Raw genomic sequence first — 23,149 nt, forward strand, 5'->3', positions numbered from 1 at the left:
TTAGCTCCATGGATGACGTGGTGGTGGGACATCATTTAGAAAATAATTTCCTACAATGTTGTATTTCCAACGCACGGGATCATGCAAAGTGTGTGTTCTGGCATTGCGCCAATAACGATCTAAATTTAATTCTGATAAGGTCGAACGCGTGCCAGAAAGCTCAAATAATTTATTCGCTGCTAAAATCGCAATGTCAGTCGTTAAGACTTTTGCTTCAGCCACGAGCAATGTTGCTTCATTAATATGATCTTCGGTCGGTTCAGCAAGTGCTAAATCAATCGCTAATCCTGCCAAATCCAGAACGGCTTCAGCAGCACGCAGCTTAATTTTCAATTCACCAATATTGGCAATGGTATATGGATCTGAACTTGCTTTATCTAAACCTGAATCAATCCATGGACGTGCAAAGTTACGAACGTAATGAATCGTTTCTTGAATCGCACCACGTGCAATCCCAGCATCTACAGCAGCTTGAATAAATTGAGAAATTGCTCCAGCTGCTGTCGGTCTTGCAAAAGCTTGATAAATTGGAACGATATATTTTGCATCTACTTTAACGTTGTTTAATTCGACTGATCCACTGACCGTTGTACGCTGACCAAACCCACTCCAATCATTGGTAATTTTTACACCTTCTGTCCCTTGTGGCACGATTGCAGCAAATGGTTTTCCTTCAGCATCAATCGCAACAACTGGAATGCGGTGTGCCAGTAAAGCTCCAGTCGCAAAGAATTTTTGTCCATTCACAATCCCATTGCCAGAAGCATCAAATTCTATTTTTGTGGTGAGATCGGCAACCGTCTTAGACCCTTTTTCTGAGAAAGCATTCCCCAAACGCTCTCCACCCAGTACTGCTTTAAAAAAGAATTGTTTTTGTTCTTCGGTGGCATCTAAACGGATATGCTCTAGAAACACCCAATGATTTTGTGCGATTTGACCTAGTGATGGATCAGCGCTAGAAATGGTTTTAACAACTTCAGCGAGAGTCTTGTAGCTCGCTCCTGCACCGCCATATTGCTTTGGAATGTTAATTGCCCAAAGCCCTGATTGAGAGTACTTGTTAATTTCACTCAAAGGTAAACGGCGTTCATGATCACGAATGGAGGCTTCCTTTGCAAAATCTTCAGCGAGCTGTTGTGCGATTTGAATCGCTTCTTGATCTGTCTTAATCACATGCGCTGGCTGATGAATTTGGTAGAATTCTTTTGAAATTTCAGCTTCATGCAATTTTATATCTATTTGTGCGGTCATTTTATTCTCTTCAAAAAAATTGAATAAAATTAAATTAGCACTAATTATTTTAATTTTTTATACGATTATTTTATTTACTAATCTGATTTCAAACATAATCAATTCATTTATTTTTTTATTATGTATATTGCAGTTTTTCTCATTAAATAATAAGTATGATATTTCATATAATGAGAATATAAACATTTAATTATTTTATATTTTCATTATGACTAAACATATACGATTTAATGCTTTTGAAATGAATTGCATTGCACATCAGTCCCCAGGCTTATGGCGTCATCCGCTCGATCGCTCTACAGAATATAAAGATTTGGAATATTGGACTGATTTAGCAAAAATATTAGAAAAAGGTATTTTTGACGGTATTTTTCTTGCAGATGTTTTGGGTATTTATGATGTGTATCATCAATCGGCTCAACATGCTTTAAATGGTGCTGTTCAAGTTCCTGTGAATGATCCAATTCAGATTGTTCCAGCAATGGCAGCAGTCACCCAACATTTAGGCTTTGGTGTAACCACCTCTATTTCATTCGAACATCCTTATCCCTTCGCACGACGTATGAGCACATTGGATCATCTCACCAAAGGTCGCGCGGGTTGGAATATTGTGACTTCATATTTAGAAAGCGGATCTAAAAACTTAGGTTTAAAAACCCAAGTGAGTCACGACAATCGTTATGATATTGCAGATGAGTATCTGGAAGTTTTATATAAACTTTGGGAAGGTTCTTGGGAAAATGATGCGGTACGTCGCGACAAAGCCGCTGGTATTTTTGCGGATCACACCAAAGTTCATCCAATCCAACATGAAGGTAAATATTTTAGCGTGCCAGGTATTCATATCTGTGAACCTTCTCCGCAACGCACACCTGTTTTATACCAAGCAGGTGCATCAAAGCGTGGACAAAAATTTGCCAGTCAAAATGCAGAATGCGTATTTATATCTGCACCAACGAAAGTTGCTGTAAAAAAGTTAGCACAAGGAATTCGCCATAATCTTATTGAAGAAGGTAAAGATCCAAACACTGTTTTAATCTATACGATGCTTGCGATTGTGGTCGATGAAACTGATGAAAAAGCACAGGCTAAATTTACAGAGTATCAATCTTACGGTAGTTATGATGGTGGATTAACACTCGCTTCAGGGTGGTCTGGTGTAGATTTTTCACAATTCAAAGCTACAGACCAGGTTGAATATATTCATACCAATGCCATTCAGTCTATGTTGCAATCTTACGTAGAAGCAGATCCAGATAAAGTTTGGACCATTGAAGAAATTGCAAAATGGACCAGTGTAGGTGGAAACGGCCCCGTGATTGTCGGCTCACCAAGCACAGTAGCCGATCGTCTTCAAGAATGGGTGGATGAAACTGGCATTGATGGATTCAATTTGGCTTATATTTTGGCACATCAATCTTTTGAAGACGTGGTCGAATACGTCGTTCCTGAGTTACAACGTCGCGGTGTTTACCCTACTGAATATACCAAGGGGACGCTTAGAGAAAAGTTGTTTGGTCATGGACCATTACTTCCAGATGATCATCGTGGTGCTCAATACCGTAAGTCATCAACGAATGGGCTGCACACCACAACCAAAAACGCCTCACTTGAATCTGTGTAGATCCATTTAAATTCTCTAAATCTAAAAAAAGCCCCTTTCGGGGGCTTTTTTAATGCTGATGTTCTAGTTCATGGTGATATGCATCATCTTCTATCTGCAAGGTCATTTCAGTAATATGATGATCATGACTTAACATTTCAAAAGCTTGTTGATGCAAACGTTTAGGATCGACATTCGGTGCAACCAAATGAACTGTAAGCATGACTTTTTTGGATGTGATCGCCCAAACTTTGAGTTGGTGAATATCCGTGACTCCTTCAAGCGATAATAAATCTGCACGGAGCTTTTCAATATCAATCTCATCAGGCACACCTTCGAGCAGGATGTTGACACTTTGCTTGGCGAGAATCCAAGCACGTGGTAAGACCCAAAATCCGATCAGGACTGCGATAATCGTGTCAATAAGTACCCAGCCTGTAAAATAAATAATCACAGCACCGATGATCACACCTACAGAACCAAGTGCATCACTTAATACTTCTAGATATGCCCCTTTGACATTGAGGCTATCTTTACTACTCGAAAAAAGAATCTTCATCGAAATTAAATTAATGATTAAGCCAATGACGGCGACTATCATCATTCCAACACTCTGAATTTCAGGAGGATTACTTAATCGATGAATCGCTTCTATCAAAATATAAATTGCAACGATAAATAACATCACCGCATTAAATAGAGCTGCCAAAATTTCAAATCGCTGGTAACCAAAAGTTCGCTTATTGTCTGCAGGCTTTTGACCAATCTTAATTGCAACCAACGCGATGGCTAGAGCAGCAGCATCAGTAAACATATGTGCAGCATCTGACAGCAAAGCTAAACTTTGAGTAATAAATGCAGCAACAACTTCAATAATTAAAAATGTCGTGGTTAAGGCTAAAGCAAAAGTTAGTTTCTTTGCGTTGTCTTTACTGACCTCCACATGACTGTGATCATGATTATGCGAACTACCCATTTTATACTCCTCATCAGATCCCCTACGTAAAACAACGAGAGAATCTGATTCATATACGTAATGCTATTGTTTAATTTATTGTTCTGCTTTTGCTTGATTCATCCACCTATACAATACAGGTAAAAGTAGTAGCGTCAGTATGGTGGATGAAATAATTCCACCGATAACCACTGTCGCAAGCGGTCGCTGTACTTCGGCACCCGTACCTGTAGCGAGCGCCATTGGAACAAATCCTAAAGACGCCACAAAAGCAGTCATCAGCACAGGACGTAATCGCAACATTGCACCTTGCCAAATGGCATCTTTTAAACTGTATTCACTTCTTAGCTCCTTAATAAAGGTCAACATAACCAGTCCATTCAGAACAGCGACACCTGATAAAGCGATAAAACCAATACCGGCAGACATTGAGATGGGAATATCACGTAACCATAAAAATAAGACTCCCCCCGTGAGAGCAAAGGGTACGCCCGTAAATACCAATAAACTTTCTCTTATATTTTTGAATACAGCCATCAGCAGGATAAAAATCGTAATCAAAGCCAATGGAATCACGATAGTCATTCTAGCTTTGGCAGATGCCAAATTCTCAAACTGTCCACCATATTCAATCCAATAGCCACTCGGTAATGCATATGTCGTGAGGCTAGATTGCAACTCTTGGACAAATGAACCCAGATCTCGCCCTTCAACATTTGCCGTCACAATAATCCTACGCTTGCCATTTTCACGACTCACCTGATTCATACCATCAATATTTGAAACTGTAGCCACATCTGCCAGTCTTACTGTCCCACCATTGGGGAGTTGTATGGGTAATTGTGCAATCCCCATGACTGTCCGATCTTGATCAGTAAGTCGAATAACAAAATCAAAACGGCGGTCGCCTTGTAGAATTTCACCGACTTGTCGACCACCGATACTTGAAGCGACTAAATTTTGTATTTCACGAACCGAAAGACCATATTGCGCTGCTAAAGAACGATTTACGTCTATATTTAATAAGGGTAAACCTGAAGTCTGTTCTACTTTGACTGCGGTACTGCCACTGATTTTTTGCACAATCTTGGCAATTTTGGCAGCTTCATCGTTTAACACCTGCATATCATCGCCAAAAATTTTTATACCTATGTCACTGCGGACTCCAGAAATGAGCTCATTAAAACGCAATTCAATGGGTTGAGAAAATTCACTATTGTTGCCAGGCAAAGTCTCCAAAAAAGTTTCAATACGTGACCTTAAATCATCTAAGCTTTCTTTGGGATTCGGCCACTCTTGGCGAGGTTTCAACATGATGAATCCATCTGAGATATTGGGTGGCATCACATCTGTAGCCACTTCAGCAGTACCCGTTCGTGCGAAAACATTTTCAATTTCTGGAAAATTTTGAAGCAAAAGTTTCTCAGTCATTTCCTGCATTCTTAATGATTCTTCTAAGCTTGTACTGGGTGAACGCATTTGTTGAATAGCAAAATCACCTTCGCTTAATTGCGGTGCGAATTCACTTCCTAGACGTGTCGCCAACAACCCTGTTAAAACCAAAATACTAACTGCGAGTGTTAACATGACCATTCGATATAAATAAGTCATATCTAATGCTTTTAGATATTTTTTCTTTAACCATAACATCCATCTACTTTCAGTTTCTTTTACTTCACCTGTTACAAATAAAGCCACTGCAGCAGGAACAAAAGTAATGGATAAAATGATCGCAGCAATAAGAGCTAATACTACGGTGAGTGCCATAGGGTGAAACATTTTTGCTTCAACACCACTTAAAGCAAATATGGGCAAGTACACCACTAAAATAATCGTTTGACCAAAAATTAAAGGACGGCGCGCTTGACGAGCAGCAAGGAATACTTCTTTAAATCGCTCTGATCGTGTTAACGGTCGTCTAAACTGTTCTTGGGCATGAGCTAATCGGCGAATACAGTTTTCGACAATTACCACTGCGCCATCTACAATAATTCCGAAATCTAGCGCACCTAAACTCATAAGGTTGGCACTAATTTTCTGCTGTGCCATACCTGATAATGTAAATAACATCGAAAGTGGAATCACGCATGCTGTAATTAAAGCTGCTCGAATATTTCCCAAGAAAATGAATAAAATCACAATCACCAAAATCGCCCCTTCGACTAAGTTCTTTTGAACTGTCTTAATGGCTTTCTCGACTAAGGTAGTACGATCGTAAACAGTTTCTATTTTTACGCCTTCGGGCAGTGTGGTTTGGATTTCTTGAATTTTTTGATCAACCGCTTGTGCAACGCTACGGCTGTTTTCACCCATCATCATCATGGCGATGCCGAGTACGGTTTCTTCTCCATTATTGGTCGCACCACCTGTTCTAAGATCATGTCCGATCGACACTGAAGCAATATCTGAAACACGGACAGGATTCCCATTCAAGGTAACCACCGTTGTATTTTCAATATCCTGTATCGTATTCAGTGTTCCAGGAACTCGTACTGTCAGTTGTTGACCTCCATCTTCAATAAATCCTGCTCCACGATTTTCATTGTTCTCAGTGAGGACCTGTTGAAGTTGCGTCAAACTGACTTGTAATTGCTGCATACGATTCAAGTCTGGCGAAACAACATAAGTTTTATTGAATCCTCCAATAGTATTCACCTCTGCAACACCTTTTACGCGTTGCAATTGTGGACGCACAATCCAATCTTGAATTTCGCGTAAATCGATTGCTGTGTATGAAGCACCATCAGGCTTTTTAGCCTTTGGGTCTGCTTTTAATACCCATTGATAAATTTCACCCAGCCCCGTAGATACTGGAGACATGGTAGGTGCGATATCATCAGGTAATTCGGATTGAACCTCTTGCACACGCTGATTGATTTGTTGACGTGCCCAGTAAATATCTGTGCCATCTTTGAAGACAATAGTGACCTGAGATAAACCATACCTAGAGATCGAACGTGTTAATTCAAGATCTGGTATCCCCGCCATGGCATTTTCAATTGGATAAGTAATGCGTTGCTCAACTTCTAGCGCAGTAAATCCATTAGCTTGGGTATTAATTTGAACCTGTGTATTGGTAATGTCTGGAACTGCATCAATTGGCAATTTTTGATAGCTATAAACTCCAACAGCAATCCAAGCACAAGCAAACAGCATGATCCAAATCGCATGTTGAATTGAAAACTGAATAATTCGCTCAAATAGCCCTTCAGCCTTCGGCATGTCATGATTAGTGCCCATGGTCAGCTTCTCCTTTTTCTAACTCCGATTTCAGTAAGAAGCTGCCTTGATTGACATATTTTTGCCCCGTCTGAAGACCAGACTTAATTTCTGCCCATTGACCATCTGAAGACATTTCACCTACTTCAATGGGTTGCGCTTTAAAGTGGAGTTTTCCATTTTTTTGTTCTGTAACAATAAATACTGCTGATTTACCTTCGATTTGTTGCACTGCATTTTTTGCAACGCGTAATACATTCGATGCATCGGGACTTTGAAGTTCAACATTTACCATCAAATTTGGTCTTAACTCATTTGCCTTTCCTTGAACTTTAGCGCGAACAATCAAGCGACCAGTCTGCGCATCTGCTTGCGGCGTTAACGATTGCACAAGTGCTGTATAGGTCTGACCTGACTGTAAAGATTTAAATTGAATATTTTGTTGTGCACGAATTTGATTATTCGCATCTGCAGGCAATACAAATTCCAGCCATAAATCTTTTAACTGTTCGATGATGAAAATCTGATCTGCAAGCTGCACATTTTCACCCACCACAATGTCTTTTTGGCTGATCACGCCCGAGATAGGCGAACGAATGGTAAAACGACCATTAGAACCTGCTGAAGCTCCCAAAGCTTGTAAACGTGCATTGGCACTTTGCACTGTGATTTGTGCTTGACGATATGCATTTTCAGCACGTTGCAAATCCTGTTTTGCGGAGATCCCCTGCGACCACATCCGTTGTTCACGTTGCAAATCTTGGCGTGCCAAATCTAAATTGGATTGCGCCATTCTCAAATTCGCTTGTTGGTCAATGAGCTCTGGGACACTTAATACTGCAAGTACTTGACCTTTAGTTACTTCTTGTCCCAGTGCTACATTCACTTGTTCAACATGACCAGCAAAATTAGGGGAAATATGCGCTTGTTGATCTGTATTTACCATCAATTTTGCAGGCAAGTTTATGTATCGCGGAATTGCACCTAATTGAGCTGATTCTATCTTGATACCATGTTCTACCAACTGTTTAGATGTGAGTTCAATCTCACCTTCTTCTGCATGATCAGCTTCTGCACCATTCGACGTTTCAGCTTGCTCTTCACTCTCAACAATTGCTGTTTTCTTATTATCTTTGAAAAAAATCCAAATCCCGATAACTACCGTCACCGCAATAATCAGGGCGATGAGGAATGCTTGGTTTATTTTACCTTGTTGTATAGATCTCATTTTATTCTGCCCCTATATTGATGAAATTTTCTGACTGTGACACAGCCTCTTTGAGTAATTGGGTATAGGCATCCGAACGACTAATTTGTTCATAACTGGTACCAATACTTAATGCCTCAGCAGCAAGTGCGGTTTGCCATGCCTCTCTTAAGAGCTGAATTTGACTGAGCCGAATATTTTGTAATTGTGTCGTTGCTTGTTGCACCTCAGTGATTGAAAGTTTTCCATTTTTAAAACCGAGCAAAGAGCGCATCTGTACTTTTTCAGACAAGTCTTTTTGTCTCAGTACAGCGTCAAATTGAAGCTTTAAGCCACGCACCTGATGAAATGAGTTTGCAATCTCTAAAATTTGTTGTTTGAGTTCTCTTTGTTGTTGACGCTCAAGTAGAGATTGCTGACGTTGGGCAAGCGGAATTTGGTATTGCTGACGATTAAAAATATTGAGCGGAATATCGACACCCACAGATAAGCTTGTATCGTTTGTCTCATTGGGCGCTTTTGTTCGCGTCATCCCTACATTCAAGTTTGGATTTGGTTTTGCTCTTACTTTAAGCTGCTCAATTCGTTGATTAGCCTGCACAACATTGAGTGCATAAAGCTTTTCTAAATAACCTGCAGAAATATAATTTTGAACATTCTGTTCAACTTGGTCAGGCCAATAAATCCGATTTGAATCAACCTTCACCTCTGCTTCAGTTTCTCCCCAGAGATTAGAAAGATTACGTTTTGCAATTTCTTTATTTAAAATGGCTTGCTGATAATTGCGTTCATTTTCTGCCGCTTCAATCTGCGCTCGTTCATACTCAACCAAGGCTATGCTTCCTGCCTGATATCGTTTTTTAGCGCTGTCTAAAGTTTCACGACTGACTTGCAGTTGAGACTTTTGAATTTGTGCTTCAGATTGCGAAATTAAAAACTGTGACCAAGCATATTTCACGATTAATTGGCTTTGTGCTTCCCACAGCTTTTCTTGCAATTCATTTTGTTGTCCCGCCAAACGCGCTATATTTTTTTGAATCCGTCTTTGACCAAAAATGTCGATCGGCTGACTAATACCTAGACTTAACTCTTGATCTTGATTCGAGCCAAAGCCATCTCGAGACAGATTGATGGTCGGGTTTTGCCAAAGTCCACTTTGCTTGACTGCAAGTTCTGACATTTGTTGTCGTTGCTGCCAAATCTGTTCTGATTGTTGATATCGAGACACTTGAACGAGAGCTTGTTCAAGCGAATTGACTGTCATCGCTTGAGCATTTGCACCCAAACTAAGCGAACCTAAAACCAGCCATAATCGAATGGAATGTTTTAATTTAAAAGACATGTGAATTTCCCACTAATTTAAAAATAAGTGGTGGGAAATTTTTAGGCTACCCCACCAATAGCGGGGTTAATTCAGGAGGCGGAGGGATTTTACCTAAATGAGGCGATTGATAGGCATTAATCCAAAGAAAGTGATTTTGGTAAATCTTTTCGATGTGTTGTGATGAAGGCAAATTCTCGCTTACAGCAAGAATAAACTGAGACATCGACGGCAGATGATCTTGATGATCCAAAACATCGATTTGCGCTTTTTCTTCAAGCGTCACGCTTTGATCATCGCCAAGCACTAAGCCGTTTTCAATTTGGGACTTCGGACTTTGATTTGAAAGATCGGCTTGGCAAAGTACAGGTTGATGATGACCAAAGTGAAAACTTTGTGTCGATGTTGAGTCGCTTTCATGAACACAAAAAGCCGCCGCCACATTCCAAAGGCTTTGGAACATGAACATACATGCTAAGAATGTCACAAATTTAGCCGATCTCATTTAAGCAGGCTCTCATCTTTTCTATCTGAATTTAAAACGTGATAGTTATCACAATCAAGTGAAGAGTTGTAATTCTCCATCATATTTTCATGATCGAAACCTTGATATTGAAAGAATGTACATAAGAAAAATGAATGAAAACTTAAAAATTTAGCGCTTTTAAAGCACGCTTCGAAAATGGCATCGATTTTGCAACCTAATCATACGAATTTTATTTTTTGTATTACTGAGGTGGCAACGATGAGCTATGTTGCACGAGAATTGAGTCAAAAGCATAAATTTTTGCTTGGTTTTGGATCGTTTTTAATTCCAATTTTAATCTGGTGTACAGTAAGTTATTTGCCTTTTATTTGGCATCCCCAAGTTCAAATCACAGATTCTGGTAGCACATCGTTTTTACAAGTCGATAGCCGTGTCAGTAGAGAAGTTTATTATGCTGAAGCGCAATTGGCAGTCGATCAAGGACTGCCACCACCTCGGGGAATTTTGGTCAATCCCATTTATCTACCCGCACCAGATGAAGTCGCTACAGCCTTAGTGACTGCATTTACAACGCCACCCGCTCAAGCGAATGCACCATGGTTTCATGAAAGTCTATGGCACAGCATCAAACTGGTGTTTACCGCATTTTTTATTTCTTCTTTGATTGGTATTCCTTTGGGTATTCTTTGCGGTTTTTCTCATAAAATTTCTCAATTAACTGAACCTTTTGTAGAGTTCTTTCGCTATCTGCCTGCACCAGCCTTTGGCGCTCTTGCTGTTGCGATTTTGGGCATTAATGACGCACCTAAAATTGCCATTATTGTGATTGGGACCTTATTCCAACAAATTCTGATTATTGCCAATACCACCCGTCTGGTCGACCGCAGTCTTATTGAAGCTGGATTCACCCTAGGAACCAACAAAATCAAAAGTTTATTTTATGTGGTCATCCCCGCTGCACTCCCAGAAATTTATCGAAACCTTCGTGTACTTTTAGGTTGGGCTTGGACCTATTTAATCGTTGCAGAACTCATAGGAAGTACATCCGGTATCACGTGGTTCATCACTCAACAAGCTCGCTATCAAAACTTTGACAATGTTTTCGCCGCAATTTTGATTATCGGTTTGATTGGTCTGATTTGCGACGTGATTTTAATGAAACTTGGACAGCACTTATTTAAATGGAAAACGGGAGCTCGCTAATGTCTTCACTAATTCAACCCTCAGATTTTGATGCCCGCGCTTACTTCGACAAAATTTATGCTCGTCCCGTCATTTTAGAAGCGAAAAATCTCACCCAAAAGTTTAGCCATGGAAAAACTGAGCGCACCATTTTAAATGCTTTAGATTTGAAAATTCATAAACGTGAATTTATCTGTGTTATTGGTCCTTCAGGATGCGGTAAGTCTACCTTTAGCCGTATTGTGGCAGGTCTTGATCCATATACCAGTGGTGAATTACTGGTAGACGGTGAAACCATCACAGGACCGAGTCCAGAGCGTGGCATGGTTTTCCAAGGCTACACACTGTTTCCATGGAAAACGGTAAAAGAAAATGTCATGTTTGGTCCACTCATGCGAGGTGCCAGCAATGCTACAGCTGAGGCGCAAGCCCGTGAATGGATCAACATTATCGGACTTGAAAAATTTGAGCAGCAATACCCTCATGAACTTTCTGGAGGGATGAAACAACGCGTTGCCATCGCTCGCGCGCTCGTGAATCAGCCGAAAATTCTCTTAATGGATGAACCCTTTGGGGCTTTAGATCCTCATACGCGTCAAAAAATGCAAAAGCATCTGATCGATCTTTGGGCCAATATTGATATCACGATTATTTTTGTGACACACGATATGGACGAGGCAATTTTAATGGCCGATCGGATTGTGGCATTGAAGGCCAATCCTGGCGAAATTAAGGAAATCATTGAGGTTGATCTACCAAGACCACGTCAGCATGAATTGATGCTCACTGAAAAATTTAAATCTTTAAGACAACGTGTAGATGCTTTGGTACATGCTGAAGAAGATGAACTTGATCCAGCACTCGCCGACTTACCTAAAATTCCAAGAATGACCAAGGTCAGTCATTCTAAATAAGTCGCTATATCCTGATCACACAAATGGTCAGGATAAAGCATGCCACAGCAATCCTTTTGACCACACCATTTTAAATGCAGCCTTGGATTAATCACGACTTCATTTCATCACGTTCAATTCGCCCATCTACCAATTGAATGGTTCGATCACATGTAGCGGATAATCGTGGATCATGGGTCACTAACAATACCGCACAATTTTGTTGCTCATTTACTTCACGAAACAGCTCAAAGACTTCGCTCGCTGTTTGACTGTCTAGATTACCTGTAGGTTCATCAGCGAGGAGTAAAGCAGGCTGAGTGATTAAAGCTCTGGCGATTGCGACACGTTGTTGCTGCCCACCAGAAAGTTGACTGGCTTTTCGTTGTGCAAATTGACTCAATCCTACCGCTTTTAACAAATCATGTGCCCGATCCAAAGCTTGTTGATTGGGTTTGCCATGCACCAACATTAGAGGCATCAAAACATTCTCAATAACGGTGAACGCTTGAATCAAATGATGAAACTGAAACACAAATCCTATGCTCTTCCCACGCAATTCCGTTCTTTGTTGATCTTCCATTTGACTGGTTGGTTGACCAAGTAAATAAATTTCACCACTGGTGGGTTGATCGAGTAAACCTAAAATATTTAATAACGTACTTTTACCTGAACCTGAAGGTCCAATTAACGCAGCAAAATCTTGACGATGTATCGCAAAATCAATCCCATGCAGCACTTCAATTTCATTGGGTTGTCCAATGTTATAAGACTTTTTCAAAGCCTCTAAACGTAGTACTTCATCATGATTAGACATGACGGATTGCCTCCACAGGATCTAAACGCGCTGCACGACGGGCAGGAATCGCCGCTGCAATTAAACCGCTCAATGTTGCAAGTAATAAAGCGGATCCAATCAAATAAGGTGAAATTGGAATGTAGAATAACCCTGGGCCAAATTCATTAAATGACCAAACCAATACATAACTGGTCAGGATTCCAACAATAGAACCAAGTAAGCCGAAAATCGCACCTTGAATGAGAAAGATCATCAAAATTTGTTCTCGGCTCGCACCTGTCGCACGCAAGATTCCGATCTCACGTGTACGCTGTACCACTGTAATGGAGAGTACGCTGGCGATCGCAAATGCAACAGATATTCCAACAAATATAATAATCATATTGGTTGAAAGACTTTGCGCTGAAATCGCATTCATCAATTGCGCATTACTTTCAATCCAACTTTCAGCTTTTAATCCAGTGAGACGATGAATTTGCGTTGCGACCTGATCTGCGGAGAAAATATCAGAAATACGAAGATCAATAATGGTAACCCCACCCGGCAAACCCAATAAAGACTGTGCCCGCTTTAGATCGATATACATATAGCGTGAGTCTAGTTCTTTGACCCCGAGTTCAAAAATACCCGTTACATTCATGACGGCGTTAATATCTTGACCGTTATCAACGCGAATTTTACTGCCTACGCGCACACCAAGGTCTTTGGCCAACTCACTTCCGATGAGTACATCATCTGCTTTTAAACGAAGCTGACCAGTTTTTAGATACTCTTGCAAAGGTACAATACGTTGATACCGTGGTAAATCAATCCCCATAATCGCAACTGACTGAATCGCTTCCCCCCGTTTTACCAGTGCAGGCCCTGAAACCATGGGAGAAACGGCATTGAGCGTCTTGATATTGTCTAGATTTTCAAGAACTTCTTGCCAGTTATTGATCGACTTGAGTCTTTGAGCCCTTTGATCTTCATGGATGATGTGTGCTACGCCCTCAGGCACTTTAACGACGCGATTGACCTCATCTGGTGCATGTAAACTAATATGTGCCTGAGTACCCAACGTACGCTCAATCAAATTGGACTGAAGCCCCTGAATTAATGCACTAATAAAGACAATAACGGCAACACCAATAGCAACACCACCAATAATCATCAGTGTTTGACTGCGACCCTCGCGTAAAAACCCAACAGCGATGAGCCAATTGGTCCATAAACGCTTCATCTTCAAAGTGCTTGTACCTGCTTAGTTCTGACACGCTGATCCGCTTTTACTTGATCAGGCTTTATAACGACCTGATCATTGTGATCCAACCCTGATAAGATTTCAGACATGGCAGTCCCACGCAACCCTAATTTTACAGATTGACGTTGGACCTTGCCCTCTCTTACCACCATAACTTCAGCTTGCGTGGTTGAAGGGTCAATAAGCGCGTCATTGGCTATTACTTTGGTTTTATTTCGACGTGCTGTTTCGACATTCACTGAGACTGTCATATCTTGCTTCAAAAAATTGGGTACAGAGTTCACCGCCAATTTGACTTCAACCGTACCACGTTGAGGATCAATATTAGGTGCAATAAAGTTAACTTCAGCTGGAAATGCTTGCTCTGGATAAGCATCTGCAATCACTTCCGCTTTTTGACCCAATTTAAGATAAGGTAAATTTTGCTCATCCACCGCCACTTTAATTTGCGTTGGACTATCAACTGCGACTGTAAAGAGCACCTTTCCAGGTTGAATCGCATCCCCTTTTTCGACTTCACGCGTCAAGATCGTACCCGATACTTGTGCCCGAATTTCACTTTTTGCCAATTGGGCACGTAGCGCATTTAATCTTTCGCTTAAGGTTTTTTCTTCTACTTGACCTGGAGCAAGGCTTTGCGCCTTCAGTTTTGCCGCAGATAATTGATTTCTGGCTAAGCGTTCAGCTTCTAAGGCTTGTTCTTTTTCTTCAACAGAAAGGACTCCCGGTTCCGTTTGCTGACGACGTCTTGCTTCGCGACTGGCTTGTTGTAATTGGAATTCTGCCGTTTTCAATTCAACCTGCGCTTGTGGATAGCGAATTTTCCGCAATTCCTCTAGCGCAACTTCTGCTTCACGGACTTGTGCTTTTAAATCATCAGATTGAATAATTAACAGTACATCTCCTGCTGCTATTCGTTGACCTTCTTGCACGCGTCGCTCAATCACCACACCCGAAATTTCACTCCCAATTTCACTACGTGCTACATTTTCAGCACGACCTGAAGCAACCACTGTTTGAATCAGTGGTTTTTCTTCGATTAGGTAAGTTTCGACTACAGGACCTTGCCACCAACGGAAAATGAAATATATCCCACCAATCGAAATGAGCAGAATGAGAATCCACCATTTTCGTTGTTTTAAAATACGCAAAGCTTTATCTCCCAATAGGCCTACTTCAGTTTGTATTGTCGAGTACAGTAAGCTCTTAAAATATCTGGTGAGCGCTTGTGAAGATGCTTAGTATTCCGTCCCGCAACACGTTTACGCCACATTTCAAAACTACTTTTTTTTAATTGTTGTCGCATCAATCGAATAACTGCACTTTCGTTTAATCCGTATTCCAGCAGAATGGCTTCAAAGGGTGTCCGATCTTCCCAGGCCATTTCAATAATTCTAGAAATATCAGCTGTTGTATACAACGCACATGATCCTTTTTTATACGTATCAAACTTTTATGTTAATTATTGATTCGTGAAAAATATGTGATTTTTTGTTGATTTATAGACACTTCTTACACGCTAACGCATTCATCGTATAAAACGATTGATTTTATAATTTTAATCCGTTTCCTAGTTTTTCCATTTTTATCTATTCTTAATCCATACAAGGTAGGCAACTCTGTTGCTCTACCGACCAATCATTCAGTCCAACTTTGTGCCCAGTGCAAGCCCCTCTACACTGGGCTTTTTTTTATTTAAATGATTCAACCAATTTTGGATAAATCAGCCCATCAATATCTAGTTTTACCGTATAAACTCCATTTTCAAGATTAAACTTATTAACGTGATAAGTTGATCCATAAATAGAATCTAAAGTGGAAGAACGTTTAAATACCTTTTGATTTGCCTCAAGATCTAACAAATGTGTGCCTTGAATGAATTGTTCATATTGCTCAGGATCTACACCAACACGTTTGGACATAATCATCAAAGCATCGTTTCTCGTCACAGGATCTTGAATATATTTGACGGTTCGATCCCATACTTGTAGCACTTTTTTCCACTCTGCTTGATGCCTAGATAAATGCGTCATATTTACCGTCAACGTATCATAGATTAATCCTGGTTTATCTTGAGAACTATAAATGATTTTGGACCCAGCTACGCTTTTTACAGCTTGATTTGCTACAGGTTGCCATACAGCGATGGCATCCACATCTGGGCTGCTAAACACTTGGGGTAATTCGTTGGTTGCTGCATTAATCAGTTTGATTTCATTGGCTGATATATTTTGATCTGAAAGGGCGGTATTCAATAAATTATGATCGACTAGCCCTTTTTCGACTGCAATCGTTTTACCCTTAAGATCTGCCACACTATGAATGCCCTCTTTTGCAAGAATGACATCATTCCCTGATGAATAATCAGTTGCTAAAATCATAATGCCCCGCGTTCCACCTGAGGCAATGACCAAATTATCCCCATGAGAAACAGAAACCGCATCCAATTGGTTTGCTGCGAAAGCATTCATAGAGGCTGAATAATCAAACCATTTAAACTCTACGTTTAATCCAGCTTCTTTAAACCACCCTTTCTCAATAGCAACTTGCCATGCCACCCATCCCGGCCAATCACTGTAACCAATCCGAATCGGTTGCATTGATTTTTCGGCTTGAGCATGTTGACTTGGTTCTGGAATTTTTGCGGTTTTATCACAACCCACGAATAACAGTGCAGTTCCAATGACTCCCCATACCATCGTTTTCATTGCACCACCTCACCAATGCTCGTGCACTTAAATTTAGTATTGGTAAAATTTGAGGCTTGAATATAATCACGCCATCCACCAAAGTGACTGATATCAAGTGCATCTGCTAAAGCATGGTTTTCACATATAAAGCCTTTCACCCATGTTCCATCAATGAGTTGGACATTGCCAATACCAAGTGGTGCTGGGACTTCAGCAACAATGTCACCGAACAATGCTCTTGGTACATCCCACACTTCCACTTCAATAGAATGACCTGATGTATCTCGTTGTAGCCCCGGCTTAGGTGGCTGAGTATTTTTTAAAGCAAATAGTTTGTAATACGGCGCAGTACGCGTTTTTTTAACCAAGTTGGCTTGTCTGCTCGTTAACTGAAAATTCAGCGGCATGCCTGTGAGATGTGCTCCCACCACTGCCAATTTAACGGTGTGCTCAGATCCTATTGATTTATGAATTTGATAACCTTTCTCTGACGTTGCTAAATTTAATCCTGAAGTCGCTTGCCATTGCTGACCGAAGTGTGCCAAAGCTTGATCCATCCAAGCGCCAGCAATTAAGGTGATACCACTTGGCAAACCATCATCACGGATGACATTCGGAAGTGCCAATGCAGATAAATCAGCAAAATTAACAAAATTCGTATAAGCCCCCATATGCGAATTCTTTTGGATCGGATCTGCTTCAACATCTGCAATGCGATAAATCGTAGGAGCTGTTGGCACCATCAACGCATCATAATTTTCGAGTTGAAGATTGATCTGCCTAGCCCATTCTGCACGCTGATACTCATCTTGCATCACATCTACAGCATTGAAGTGATCAGCTTGATCAATAATTTGCTTAATTACCGGATGACATTGCTCACGTCGAACTTTGTGTTCGACGGCATGCGTACGCTCCGCAACCCATGAGCGGTTATACAATGCAGCAGCCAATTGATTAAATACTGTGAAATCAATCTCTTCAACTTGAAATCCGAGCGATTTCATTCGAGCAATGGCTGTTTGAAATGCTTGCTCACTTTGAGTATCACCATAAAATTCTAAGTGATCTGGGATTGCAATCTTGCCCTTCGAAAATTGTGTCGGGACTGTTCTCGGATGCTGTCTTGAATAAGCATCGGTCGCATCATAACCTTGCATCAATTGCGCTACCGTCCAAGCATCATCTACTTGAGTTGCAAAAATTGAGATCACATCAATACTTCGACATGCAGGGATTAAACCTGTGGCTGAAAACCAGCCTTTGGTTGGTTTGAGTCCGACAATATTATTGAAACCCGCGGGAACTCTGCCAGAACCTGCTGTATCAGTACCGAGGGCGAATGGTACACACCCATTTGCTACTGCAACCGCTGAGCCAGAGCTTGATCCACCGCTAATATAATCCGGATTGAAACTGTTTTTTACAGCCCCAAAGGGTGAACGCACGCCAACCAATCCCGTGGCAAATTGATCTAGATTGGTCTTGCCCACCACGATTGCACCAGCAGATTTAAGCTTAGCCACGACGGTTGCATCTTGCATTGCTAAATAAGCAGCATCTGGACACGCCGCAGTGGTATAAAATCCAGCAACATCAATATTGTCTTTGACAGCAAATGGCACACCATATAACGGAAGATCAGCGATATCCTGATGGGCTAATGCATCAATCTGCGCCTGTATTTGCTCGGCACTGGCTATTGAAATCCAAGCGTGATCATCATTGGAGAATTCAGCAACATAACGCTTCAAATCATTCAGTTGAATAGTTTGATTTGCATAAGCCTGTTGCCAATCTTGTATAGTCCATAATGTCTGCACGACGGTGCTCCTTATACGTGTTCCGAATTTTGAGGAATAGGTGGCATGACTGCATCCATCAGCTCTAAATGCCCCTTAATTACCCCTTTTAATGCTTTAAATTGCTCACTGATGGCTTTTAGGTCACTGCTGACCCCTTGCAACAACATCACCTGCATGACTTTGTCATCATCTAATTGGATATGTAGTGAACTAATCACCTGAGTCAAAAACTGTTGCTGTAAATCAATAAGTTGTGTTCTTAATGGCTTTAAACTGACGTCATACAATAAGGTTAAAGTACCGACCATGACTTCATTTCGGCTAACAAGGTCATTGATCAAATGGTGGTTAATCATGTCAACAATGGCTTGAGATCGGCTTTCATAATGTTGATCTACAATTTTTTGATCCATAGCCTGCAATGTATTTTCAGGTAAAGTGATGCTGATCCGCGCCAGCTTCTGTTTAGGCACGTTTGAGCTCCTTAGGTTTTTGAGATTGTTGTAGGTGTAAACCCGCACGGACACTCATCAGTTCAATGAAGAATTGAAGGATGGGATGCTTCGATTGTTTGGATTGATTTGTCGTCATCTGCAGCACCTCTAGGTATTACAAAAAAAAGAATTGGTAATACTTGGTAAATGCAGAAAGCGTGCCAAAACTTTTCTTGAGATATATAAAAGAGAGCTAGAAAAAAAGTCGTCGGAAAGATTCAAAAATGTGCATGAATCAAAATTGTGCACTTGATTTGTTCAATGTTCAGAAATGCAAAAAGACCGCCTTTCTGGAGATAGACGGTCAACTCGAATGGTTATTATTTTGTCTTCTTGTTCTAATGAAATACTTTACTGGATATCAGTGACGAACTCCTCACGCGGAATACGGAATTTCTTCAATCCAATTAACCAATCTTTTTCTGGATTACGTCGACCTAGTGCCAATAGCACCACAGACTTTAAGCCTTTTTCTTTTAAACCTAATAATTCATCCAGACCATCTTTATCAAAACCTTCCATTGGTGTTGCATCTACACCTAACTCAGCTGCTGCCGCAATTGCCATACCAAAACCAATATGAGCTTGTTTTGCAGTATGGTGGTATTGCTGCTCTTCAGTAAACGTCGAGAACAGGTTCTTTAAGTTTTGCACCACATCCATGGTCGTATCTAAAGGTAAATGACGCTCACGATTCATTGCGTTATAGCGTTCATCGATACGCTCGTCTGGAATCGTATCCCAAGCCGTAAATACCAAAAGATGCGATGACTGGGTAATTTGCGGTTGATTCAATGCAACTGGTGAAATTTTCTCTTTAAGTTCTTGGTTGCTGATCGAGATAATATGGAACGGTTGTAAGCCCGCTGAGGTCGGTGCTAAACGCGCAGCTTCAAGAATTTGATCGACTAATTCTTGCGGTAGTTTTTCACCAGTCATTTGTTTGGTTGCATAACGCCACTGTAAAGCTTCTAATAATTTCATGTATTTACCTATAATATTTAAATGTGAATATTTTTAATTCTTTAAGCGTATAAACTCGCCAACATTGATTTGAGTGATTGGCTTGGACGACCTAAAAGTTGTTCTAAATCTTGGCTTTGAACTTCATACTGTCGATGTTTAATATCTACGACTGTGCCATGTGTGAGATAGATCAGAAATTCGGGCAAACCGATTCTTTTTAACAACTGTTGATAGGCTTCTTCAGTGAGATCGTGATATTCCACTGGTATTGTTTTGAGTTGACTTAGCTCATCAGCAATATCTTGATAGCTATAAGTTTGGCTGCCGACTAACTCATAGACCTTATTCTCATGATCATTTTGAATTAAGGCATTTGCTATTGCTTCTCCTAACTCTGCTCTTAGCACATAAGGCACTTTTCCCGCTCCTCCAGAGAGCTGGATGCCTGTATCGATGACTCCTTCACCGATAATTTGTGGAATCGCTTCTGCATACATGGTGTTGCGTAGGAGTGTATATTTCAGTCCGCTTGCTTTGAGGTAATCTTCAGTTTGAAAATGACTGATCATCAAATCTTTCACCGCTGAATTTTCGATATTTTGAATGGACAAACCTGTGTAATACACATGTTGAACACCTGCTTCACGCGCAGCATCGATGACATTCTTATGTTGTTCAAAGCGATTCATTTCCATCGTTGAAATGAGAAGTAACTTGTCGATACCATGAAAGGCTTTGATCAAACTTTCAGGTTGATTGAAATCTCCTTCACGGACTTCAATATGTTCATTGACATAAGGTTTGGCTTTTTCTAAGTTTCTCGCCAATACAGCAAACTCATTGTTTTGTAGCTGTTGCTTTAATTGTTGCACTACACTTCGCCCTAAATGGCCAGTAGCACCAGTAACTAAAATCATTCAATAACCTTGGATTATTTTTGCAATGATGTAATTTATAGGCGAGTTAAAAAACGAGATCACTATACTGTTGTATAGTGAATTTAGGATTTTATTTGATTAAATTTTATGACGAGATGGGAGGATAGATGGCTGATTTTATGAAAGAGAATGCAGAAACATTAAGTGAAGATGACCAATGTAATTTGATGTTTATTGTGGCGCTTAAAAATGCCATGAATGTCATTAATGGCAAATGGAAACTTGCGATTGTTGCAACCATGATTAAACAGCCACGCCGTTTTAATGAGATTGAACGTCTGCTGCAAGGCATTACACCGCGGATGATTTCTAAAGAGCTCAAAGAACTTGAATTGAACAATGTTGTTGAAAAAATTGAGTCTCTTGATGAAACCACGGGTAAAACGACCTCAATGTATGATCTTACGCCATCAGGTCGTGGCCTAGAAAAGTTAATGGTGCAAATGGCGGTTTGGGGACAAGAGCATAAAGAGAGTTTGAAATAATTATTTTTTTTATTGATCGAATCAAGGCGGTCTAAGTCTAAGACCAGTACCACAATTTTTGCATCAATAACTTGATAAACCAAACAATAATCTTCTGATCATAGTTTTACTTTATACAAATCGACTGATTCACTGAATTTTTCTTGGGATTTTGGGACTGTCTAAAATTGTCTCGAGCTTACGAATAAGCTGTTCTGCAATTTGTGGATTGAGTTTATCGAACTTATTAAGCGCGGTTTTTATGAACTCCAGCTCGTAGCTCGTCTAAAGTGAGCTTTATCGTTTTTGCCCTTTAGCTTTTTTTGCTAATTCTATTAAATGCACATCTTCCGAAAGACAATCGTTCAAAATTATTTTTGCATTTCTCATAATTCGATTATGACTCTCAGGACTACGTTCCCTGATGAGGTCTTCAAGTTTTTTTTTATACTTGATAACTCTCTAGGTTTGTTTAAGGTTTGGAATACTTATGGAAAGCGTAAAATTAAGCAAATAATCTATAAGATGTATCATATATAGGTTTAATCAAAAATTTGTTAAGAATAGCATTTTCCTTACTGAACCAAATTGGTTCTTGATCATCATACTCATCTTTATCCATGGTGATCATTATGCCTAAATTATTCTGCATAATATTTCCAATAAACTCATCAACTAAGTTGTATATTTTATTATTCTTACAATAACCGACCAAATTTTTATGCTTATCATAAATTTCTCCACCTACAAAATGCCCTTGGATCTGTCCAAAAATATCAATGATATTAATAAGACCATTCCTGGCATAAAAAACCAATTTATCAAGTTTAGTTGGTATACGTCGTATCCCATTTATAGATATACCAACTCTACAATGAGATGCGCTAATAGAACCAAAACGATTATTAGCACCTCTAGGATCTAAAACGATATCCCCATTTTTCTCTATTACTATGTGAGTGTTGAGATAACTCATATTGATTCTATTAATGCGTATTGATTTATAACCTTCTAAATCAATATCTAATGTAATTTCTTTAGGTCTAGATCTAACCTCTACTCTACTAGCAATGCTTTTAATATCAGCTGTTTTTACTAAACCTATAAAATGATTTTTATTCAAATAGCCAATTTTATTTCCATCAGAATCATAAAAAATCGCATTATAGAATAGCGGACTGAATTCATTATAGTCATCGCGACTCACCCAAATTAAAGGTTTACCATTAATTTGAAAAATAATTTGTGTATCCCTAAAGAAAGATGAACCACAAAAAATTTCCATCTTGGTCGGGTCTGGATAAAATTGACCTTTTACAATACCTTTCTTTTTACAATAAGGATTAGCTTTAAGTCTTTTAATTAATTCTTTAGGTAATCTTTTTCCTGTGCTGTCCCCATGACATCCTTTACACAATAAAGTTATTTTTTCGGGATCATGAACTTTTGCATCACAATAAAGTGGATCAATATGCTCATATTCAATAAATAGATTCCCGCATTTCACACAACCATAACCATCAGCACGTCTAATTTGATTTTTTATCTCTGCAGGAATAGTTCTACTTAATCCATGTTTATTAATATTTTCTTTAGACATATCTAATAAGCCATTATTTTTTAAGAATTATA

The 23,149-nt window shown here is 39.9% G+C and carries 21 protein-coding genes and 1 pseudogene; 4 read left to right on the forward strand and 18 right to left on the reverse strand.

Annotated features, from left to right (window positions below; genetic code table 11):
- Positions 1-1,251 (reverse strand): SfnB family sulfur acquisition oxidoreductase, encoded by a 1,251-nt coding sequence (locus tag AC1M9N_RS01530; protein WP_481951813.1) that lies wholly within the window; start codon positions 1,249-1,251, stop codon positions 1-3.
- A 208-nt stretch (positions 1,252-1,459) separates the two neighbouring features.
- Here AC1M9N_RS01530 and AC1M9N_RS01535 point away from each other — a divergent pair, with 208 nt between their 5' ends.
- Positions 1,460-2,875, forward strand: coding sequence for an LLM class flavin-dependent oxidoreductase (locus tag AC1M9N_RS01535; RefSeq protein ID WP_481954148.1), 1,416 nt, complete (start codon positions 1,460-1,462; stop codon positions 2,873-2,875).
- Positions 2,876-2,924: 49 nt separating this feature from the next.
- Here AC1M9N_RS01535 and AC1M9N_RS01540 read toward each other — a convergent pair whose 3' ends face one another.
- From AC1M9N_RS01540 to AC1M9N_RS01560, 5 genes are all read right to left on the reverse strand, one after another.
- On the reverse strand, positions 2,925-3,830 hold the full coding sequence (locus AC1M9N_RS01540; RefSeq protein WP_481954149.1) for a cation diffusion facilitator family transporter: 906 nt from the start codon (positions 3,828-3,830) through the stop codon (positions 2,925-2,927).
- A 75-nt stretch (positions 3,831-3,905) separates the two neighbouring features.
- A complete protein-coding gene (locus AC1M9N_RS01545) occupies positions 3,906-7,049 on the reverse strand; it encodes an efflux RND transporter permease subunit (RefSeq protein WP_481954150.1) in 3,144 nt (1,047 codons plus the stop codon).
- Positions 7,039-8,256 (reverse strand): efflux RND transporter periplasmic adaptor subunit, encoded by a 1,218-nt coding sequence (locus tag AC1M9N_RS01550; protein ID WP_481954151.1) that lies wholly within the window; start codon positions 8,254-8,256, stop codon positions 7,039-7,041. Before AC1M9N_RS01550 ends, AC1M9N_RS01545 begins: the two co-directional genes overlap by 11 nt.
- Before the next feature lies 1 nt (position 8,257).
- The gene (locus AC1M9N_RS01555; protein ID WP_481954152.1) at positions 8,258-9,577 is read right to left on the reverse strand and encodes a TolC family protein; all 1,320 of its coding nucleotides are present in this window, start codon (positions 9,575-9,577) and stop codon (positions 8,258-8,260) included.
- A 46-nt stretch (positions 9,578-9,623) separates the two neighbouring features.
- Positions 9,624-10,061: a cation efflux protein, CzcI-like gene (locus AC1M9N_RS01560; RefSeq protein ID WP_481954153.1), complete on the reverse strand. Its 438-nt coding sequence runs from the start codon at positions 10,059-10,061 to the stop codon at positions 9,624-9,626.
- A gap of 240 nt (positions 10,062-10,301) precedes the next feature.
- Here AC1M9N_RS01560 and AC1M9N_RS01565 point away from each other — a divergent pair, with 240 nt between their 5' ends.
- Both AC1M9N_RS01565 and AC1M9N_RS01570 read left to right on the forward strand, forming a co-directional pair.
- Entirely contained in the window at positions 10,302-11,246 is a 945-nt protein-coding gene (locus AC1M9N_RS01565) for an ABC transporter permease (RefSeq protein ID WP_481954154.1), read from the forward strand.
- The gene (locus AC1M9N_RS01570; protein WP_481954155.1) at positions 11,246-12,139 is read left to right on the forward strand and encodes an ABC transporter ATP-binding protein; all 894 of its coding nucleotides are present in this window, start codon (positions 11,246-11,248) and stop codon (positions 12,137-12,139) included. The genes AC1M9N_RS01565 and AC1M9N_RS01570 overlap by 1 nt, the downstream gene beginning before the upstream one ends.
- 91 nt (positions 12,140-12,230) lie before the next feature.
- Here AC1M9N_RS01570 and AC1M9N_RS01575 read toward each other — a convergent pair whose 3' ends face one another.
- The 10 genes from AC1M9N_RS01575 to AC1M9N_RS01620 all read right to left on the reverse strand — a co-directional run bounded on the left by AC1M9N_RS01575 (position 12,231) and on the right by AC1M9N_RS01620 (position 21,032).
- A complete protein-coding gene (locus AC1M9N_RS01575; protein ID WP_481953087.1) occupies positions 12,231-12,935 on the reverse strand; it encodes an ABC transporter ATP-binding protein in 705 nt (234 codons plus the stop codon).
- A complete protein-coding gene (locus tag AC1M9N_RS01580; protein WP_481954156.1) occupies positions 12,928-14,139 on the reverse strand; it encodes an ABC transporter permease in 1,212 nt (403 codons plus the stop codon). Before AC1M9N_RS01580 ends, AC1M9N_RS01575 begins: the two co-directional genes overlap by 8 nt.
- Positions 14,140-14,141: 2 nt before the next feature.
- A complete protein-coding gene (locus tag AC1M9N_RS01585) occupies positions 14,142-15,311 on the reverse strand; it encodes an efflux RND transporter periplasmic adaptor subunit (RefSeq protein WP_481951806.1) in 1,170 nt (389 codons plus the stop codon).
- Between the two features lie 20 nt (positions 15,312-15,331).
- Positions 15,332-15,580, reverse strand: a complete 249-nt coding sequence (locus AC1M9N_RS01590) for a TIGR03643 family protein (RefSeq protein WP_481587095.1) — start codon at positions 15,578-15,580, stop codon at positions 15,332-15,334.
- 271 nt (positions 15,581-15,851) lie between these two features.
- Positions 15,852-16,868, reverse strand: a complete 1,017-nt coding sequence (locus AC1M9N_RS01595) for an ABC transporter substrate-binding protein (RefSeq protein WP_481954157.1) — start codon at positions 16,866-16,868, stop codon at positions 15,852-15,854.
- Positions 16,865-18,673 carry an allophanate hydrolase gene (gene atzF / locus AC1M9N_RS01600; RefSeq protein ID WP_481954158.1) on the reverse strand — a complete coding sequence of 603 codons (1,809 nt, stop codon included), beginning with the start codon at positions 18,671-18,673 and terminating at the stop codon, positions 16,865-16,867. The genes AC1M9N_RS01595 and atzF overlap by 4 nt, the downstream gene beginning before the upstream one ends.
- An 11-nt stretch (positions 18,674-18,684) precedes the next feature.
- Positions 18,685-19,128, reverse strand: a complete 444-nt coding sequence (locus tag AC1M9N_RS01605; protein ID WP_481954159.1) for a CopG family ribbon-helix-helix protein — start codon at positions 19,126-19,128, stop codon at positions 18,685-18,687.
- Complete coding sequence (locus tag AC1M9N_RS01610) at positions 19,121-19,246, reverse strand: hypothetical protein (RefSeq protein ID WP_257219874.1); 126 nt, start codon at positions 19,244-19,246, stop codon at positions 19,121-19,123. The genes AC1M9N_RS01605 and AC1M9N_RS01610 overlap by 8 nt, the downstream gene beginning before the upstream one ends.
- Positions 19,247-19,500: 254 nt before the next feature.
- Entirely contained in the window at positions 19,501-20,133 is a 633-nt protein-coding gene (locus tag AC1M9N_RS01615; protein WP_035263843.1) for an NAD(P)H-dependent oxidoreductase, read from the reverse strand.
- Between the two features lie 41 nt (positions 20,134-20,174).
- Entirely contained in the window at positions 20,175-21,032 is an 858-nt protein-coding gene (locus AC1M9N_RS01620; RefSeq protein WP_481954160.1) for an SDR family oxidoreductase, read from the reverse strand.
- Positions 21,033-21,160: 128 nt separating this feature from the next.
- Between AC1M9N_RS01620 and AC1M9N_RS01625 the strand changes: the two genes are divergently transcribed.
- Positions 21,161-21,538, forward strand: coding sequence for a winged helix-turn-helix transcriptional regulator (locus AC1M9N_RS01625; RefSeq protein ID WP_481592738.1), 378 nt, complete (start codon positions 21,161-21,163; stop codon positions 21,536-21,538).
- Between the two features lie 5 nt (positions 21,539-21,543).
- Here the strand turns inward: AC1M9N_RS01625 and AC1M9N_RS01630 are convergent.
- Positions 21,544-21,790, reverse strand: a pseudogene (locus AC1M9N_RS01630) (type II toxin-antitoxin system RelE family toxin); the annotation flags it as partial.
- A 232-nt stretch (positions 21,791-22,022) separates the two neighbouring features.
- Positions 22,023-23,117, reverse strand: coding sequence for an HNH endonuclease (locus AC1M9N_RS01635; protein WP_481954161.1), 1,095 nt, complete (start codon positions 23,115-23,117; stop codon positions 22,023-22,025).
- Positions 23,118-23,149: the final 32 nt, after the last annotated feature.

Source organism: Acinetobacter sp. ANC_7655 (genome assembly GCF_056784015.1).